This is a genomic window from Streptococcus oralis, assembly GCF_003943825.1.
Lineage (GTDB): Bacteria > Bacillota > Bacilli > Lactobacillales > Streptococcaceae > Streptococcus > Streptococcus oralis_CD.
This window is the reverse complement of the sequence record NZ_RJNJ01000020.1, coordinates 1-5,014: the sequence shown is the minus strand read 5'-3', so window position 1 is coordinate 5,014 and position 5,014 is coordinate 1. Positions and strand designations below refer to the sequence as shown.

Here is a 5,014-nt window from a genome sequence, read left to right as displayed (position 1 = left end):
AGGTCCGTTGGTCAAGGGGTTAAGACACCGCCTTTTCACGGCGGTAACACGGGTTCGAATCCCGTACGGACTATGGTGTATTGCGGTTAAAAAAACTTGAAAAAAGTTTAAAAAATCTGTTGACAGAGGCAGGTAGCTGTGATATACTAATATAGTTGTCGCTCAAGAGAGAATGAGTGACAAAGACCTTTGAAAACTGAACAAGACGAACCAATGTGCAGGGCACTATAACTGAGGTTATAGTACTGAACAATGAAAAAACAATAAATCTGTCAGTGACAGAAATGAGTGAGAACTCAAACTTTTAATGAGAGTTTGATCCTGGCTCAGGACGAACGCTGGCGGCGTGCCTAATACATGCAAGTAGAACGCTGAAGGAGGAGCTTGCTTCTCTGGATGAGTTGCGAACGGGTGAGTAACGCGTAGGTAACCTGCCTGGTAGCGGGGGATAACTATTGGAAACGATAGCTAATACCGCATAAGAGTAGATGTNGCATGACATTTGCTTAAAAGGTGCAATTGCATCACTACCAGATGGACCTGCGTTGTATTAGCTAGTTGGTGAGGTAACGGCTCACCAAGGCGACGATACATAGCCGACCTGAGAGGGTGATCGGCCACACTGGGACTGAGACACGGCCCAGACTCCTACGGGAGGCAGCAGTAGGGAATCTTCGGCAATGGACGGAAGTCTGACCGAGCAACGCCGCGTGAGTGAAGAAGGTTTTCGGATCGTAAAGCTCTGTTGTAAGAGAAGAACGAGTGTGAGAGTGGAAAGTTCACACTGTGACGGTATCTTACCAGAAAGGGACGGCTAACTACGTGCCAGCAGCCGCGGTAATACGTAGGTCCCGAGCGTTGTCCGGATTTATTGGGCGTAAAGCGAGCGCAGGCGGTTAGATAAGTCTGAAGTTAAAGGCTGTGGCTTAACCATAGTACGCTTTGGAAACTGTTTAACTTGAGTGCAAGAGGGGAGAGTGGAATTCCATGTGTAGCGGTGAAATGCGTAGATATATGGAGGAACACCGGTGGCGAAAGCGGCTCTCTGGCTTGTAACTGACGCTGAGGCTCGAAAGCGTGGGGAGCAAACAGGATTAGATACCCTGGTAGTCCACGCCGTAAACGATGAGTGCTAGGTGTTAGACCCTTTCCGGGGTTTAGTGCCGCAGCTAACGCATTAAGCACTCCGCCTGGGGAGTACGACCGCAAGGTTGAAACTCAAAGGAATTGACGGGGGCCCGCACAAGCGGTGGAGCATGTGGTTTAATTCGAAGCAACGCGAAGAACCTTACCAGGTCTTGACATCCCTCTGACCGCTCTAGAGATAGAGTTTTCCTTCGGGACAGAGGTGACAGGTGGTGCATGGTTGTCGTCAGCTCGTGTCGTGAGATGTTGGGTTAAGTCCCGCAACGAGCGCAACCCCTATTGTTAGTTGCCATCATTCAGTTGGGCACTCTAGCGAGACTGCCGGTAATAAACCGGAGGAAGGTGGGGATGACGTCAAATCATCATGCCCCTTATGACCTGGGCTACACACGTGCTACAATGGCTGGTACAACGAGTCGCAAGCCGGTGACGGCAAGCTAATCTCTTAAAGCCAGTCTCAGTTCGGATTGTAGGCTGCAACTCGCCTACATGAAGTCGGAATCGCTAGTAATCGCGGATCAGCACGCCGCGGTGAATACGTTCCCGGGCCTTGTACACACCGCCCGTCACACCACGAGAGTTTGTAACACCCGAAGTCGGTGAGGTAACCATTTGGAGCCAGCCGCCTAAGGTGGGATAGATGATTGGGGTGAAGTCGTAACAAGGTAGCCGTATCGGAAGGTGCGGCTGGATCACCTCCTTTCTAAGGATAAGGAACTGCACATTGGTCTTGTTTAGTCTTGAGAGGTCTTGTGGGGCCTTAGCTCAGCTGGGAGAGCGCCTGCTTTGCACGCAGGAGGTCAGCGGTTCGATCCCGCTAGGCTCCATTGGTGAGAGATCACCAAGTAATGCACATTGAAAATTGAATATCTATATCAAATAGTAACAAGAAAATAAACCGAAACGCTGTAGTATTAAAAGAGTTTATGACTGAAAGGTCAAAAATAAGGTTAAGTTAATAAGGGCGCACGGTGGATGCCTTGGCACTAGGAGCCGAAGAAGGACGTGACAAACGACGATATGCCTTGGGTAGCTGTAAGTAAGCGATGATCCAGGGATTTCCGAATGGGGGAACCCAACAGGTACTACCTGTTACCCGCATCTGTTAAGGATGTGAGGAGGAAGACGCAGTGAACTGAAACATCTAAGTAGCTGCAGGAAGAGAAAGCAAAAGCGATTGCCTTAGTAGCGGCGAGCGAAACGGCAGGAGGGCAAACCGAAGAGTTTACTCTTCGGGGTTGTAGGACTGCAATGTGGACTCAAAGACTATAGAAGAATGATTTGGGAAGATCAGCCAAAGAGAGTAATAGCCTCGTATTTAAAATAGTCTTTGTACCTAGCAGTATCCTGAGTACGGCGGGACACGTGAAATCCCGTCGGAATCTGGGAGGACCATCTCCCAACCCTAAATACTCCCTAGTGACCGATAGTGAACCAGTACCGTGAGGGAAAGGTGAAAAGCACCCCGGGAGGGGAGTGAAATAGAACCTGAAACCGTGTGCCTACAACAAGTTCGAGCCCGTTAATGGGTGAGAGCGTGCCTTTTGTAGAATGAACCGGCGAGTTACGATATGATGCGAGGTTAAGTTGAAGAGACGGAGCCGCAGGGAAACCGAGTCTGAATAGGGCGCCTTAGTATCATGTCGTAGACCCGAAACCATGTGACCTACCCATGAGCAGGTTGAAGGTGCGGTAAGACGCACTGGAGGACCGAACCAGGGCACGTTGAAAAGTGCTTGGATGACTTGTGGGTAGCGGAGAAATTCCAAACGAACTTGGAGATAGCTGGTTCTCTCCGAAATAGCTTTAGGGCTAGCGTCGACATCAAGATTCTTGGAGGTAGAGCACTGTTTGGGTGAGGGGTCCATCCCGGATTACCAATCTCAGATAAACTCCGAATGCCAATGAATTATGGTCGGCAGTCAGACTGCGAGTGCTAAGATCCGTAGTCGAAAGGGAAACAGCCCAGACCACCAGCTAAGGTCCCAAAATAATTGTTAAGTGGAAAAGGATGTGGGGTTGCACAGACAACTAGGATGTTAGCTTAGAAGCAGCTATTCATTCAAAGAGTGCGTAATAGCTCACTAGTCGAGTGACCCTGCGCCGAAAATGTACCGGGGCTAAAACAATTTACCGAAGCTGTGGATACCTTTATAGGTATGGTAGGAGAGCGTTCTATGTGTGAAGAAGGTATACCGTGAGGAGTGCTGGAACGCATAGAAGTGAGAATGCCGGTATGAGTAGCGAAAGACAGGTGAGAATCCTGTCCACCGTAAGACTAAGGTTTCCAGGGGAAGGCTCGTCCGCCCTGGGTTAGTCGGGACCTAAGGAGAGACCGAAAGGTGTATCCGATGGACAACAGGTTGATATTCCTGTACTAGAGTATGTAGTGATGGAGGGACGCAGTAGGCTAACTAAAGCAGACGATTGGAAGTGTCTGTCTAAGCAGTGAGGTGTGAATTGAGTTAAATGCTTAGTTCTATAACATTGAGCTGTGATGGGGAGCGAAGTTTAGTAGCGAAGTTAGTGACGTCACACTGCCAAGAAAAGCTTCTAGCGTTTAAACATACTCTACCCGTACCGCAAACCGACACAGGTAGTCGAGGCGAGTAGCCTCAGGTGAGCGAGAGAACTCTCGTTAAGGAACTCGGCAAAATGACCCCGTAACTTCGGGAGAAGGGGTGCTGACTTTAAGTCAGCCGCAGTGAATAGGCCCAAGCAACTGTTTATCAAAAACACAGCTCTCTGCTAAATCGTAAGATGATGTATAGGGGGTGACGCCTGCCCGGTGCTGGAAGGTTAAGAGGAGTGCTTAGCGTAAGCGAAGGTATGAATTGAAGCCCCAGTAAACGGCGGCCGTAACTATAACGGTCCTAAGGTAGCGAAATTCCTTGTCGGGTAAGTTCCGACCCGCACGAAAGGCGTAATGATTTGGGCACTGTCTCAACGAGAGACTCGGTGAAATTTTAGTACCTGTGAAGATGCAGGTTACCCGCGACAGGACGGAAAGACCCCATGGAGCTTTACTGCAGTTTGATATTGAGTGTCTGTACCACATGTACAGGATAGGTAGGAGTCTATGAGATCGGGACGCCAGTTTCGAAGGAGACGTTGTTGGGATACTACCCTTGTGTTATGGCCACTCTAACCCGGATAGGTTATCCCTATCGGAGACAGTGTCTGACGGGCAGTTTGACTGGGGCGGTCGCCTCCTAAAAGGTAACGGAGGCGCCCAAAGGTTCCCTCAGAATGGTTGGAAATCATTCGCAGAGTGTAAAGGTATAAGGGAGCTTGACTGCGAGAGCTACAACTCGAGCAGGGACGAAAGTCGGGCTTAGTGATCCGGTGGTTCCGTATGGAAGGGCCATCGCTCAACGGATAAAAGCTACCCTGGGGATAACAGGCTTATCTCCCCCAAGAGTTCACATCGACGGGGAGGTTTGGCACCTCGATGTCGGCTCGTCGCATCCTGGGGCTGTAGTCGGTCCCAAGGGTTGGGCTGTTCGCCCATTAAAGCGGCACGCGAGCTGGGTTCAGAACGTCGTGAGACAGTTCGGTCCCTATCCGTCGCGGGCGTAGGAAATTTGAGAGGATCTGCTCCTAGTACGAGAGGACCAGAGTGGACTTACCGCTGGTGTACCAGTTGTCTTGCCAAAGGCATCGCTGGGTAGCTATGTAGGGAAGGGATAAACGCTGAAAGCATCTAAGTGTGAAACCCACCTCAAGATGAGATTTCCCATGATTTTATATCAGTAAGAGCCCTGAGAGATGATCAGGTAGATAGGTTAGAAGTGGAAGTGTGGCGACACATGTAGCGGACTAATACTAATAGCTCGAGGACTTATCCAAAGTAACTGAGAATACGAAG

2 tRNA genes and 2 rRNA genes are annotated in these 5,014 nt (G+C 49.9%); all 4 read left to right on the top strand.

Going from position 1 to position 5,014, the window contains the following annotated elements:
* The first annotated feature begins 1 nt into the window (after position 1).
* The 4 genes from D8863_RS10235 to D8863_RS10220 all read left to right on the top strand — a co-directional run bounded on the left by D8863_RS10235 (position 2) and on the right by D8863_RS10220 (position 4,995).
* Positions 2-73 (top strand) — tRNA-Glu (locus D8863_RS10235).
* Positions 74-303: 230 nt separating this feature from the next.
* Positions 304-1,849: ribosomal RNA gene (locus D8863_RS10230) — 16S ribosomal RNA — on the top strand.
* 51 nt (positions 1,850-1,900) lie between these two features.
* Positions 1,901-1,973, top strand: a tRNA-Ala gene (locus D8863_RS10225).
* Between the two features lie 121 nt (positions 1,974-2,094).
* Positions 2,095-4,995, top strand: a 23S ribosomal RNA gene (locus D8863_RS10220).
* The 16S and 23S rRNA genes sit together here with 2 tRNA genes alongside, the layout of an rRNA operon.
* Positions 4,996-5,014: the final 19 nt, after the last annotated feature.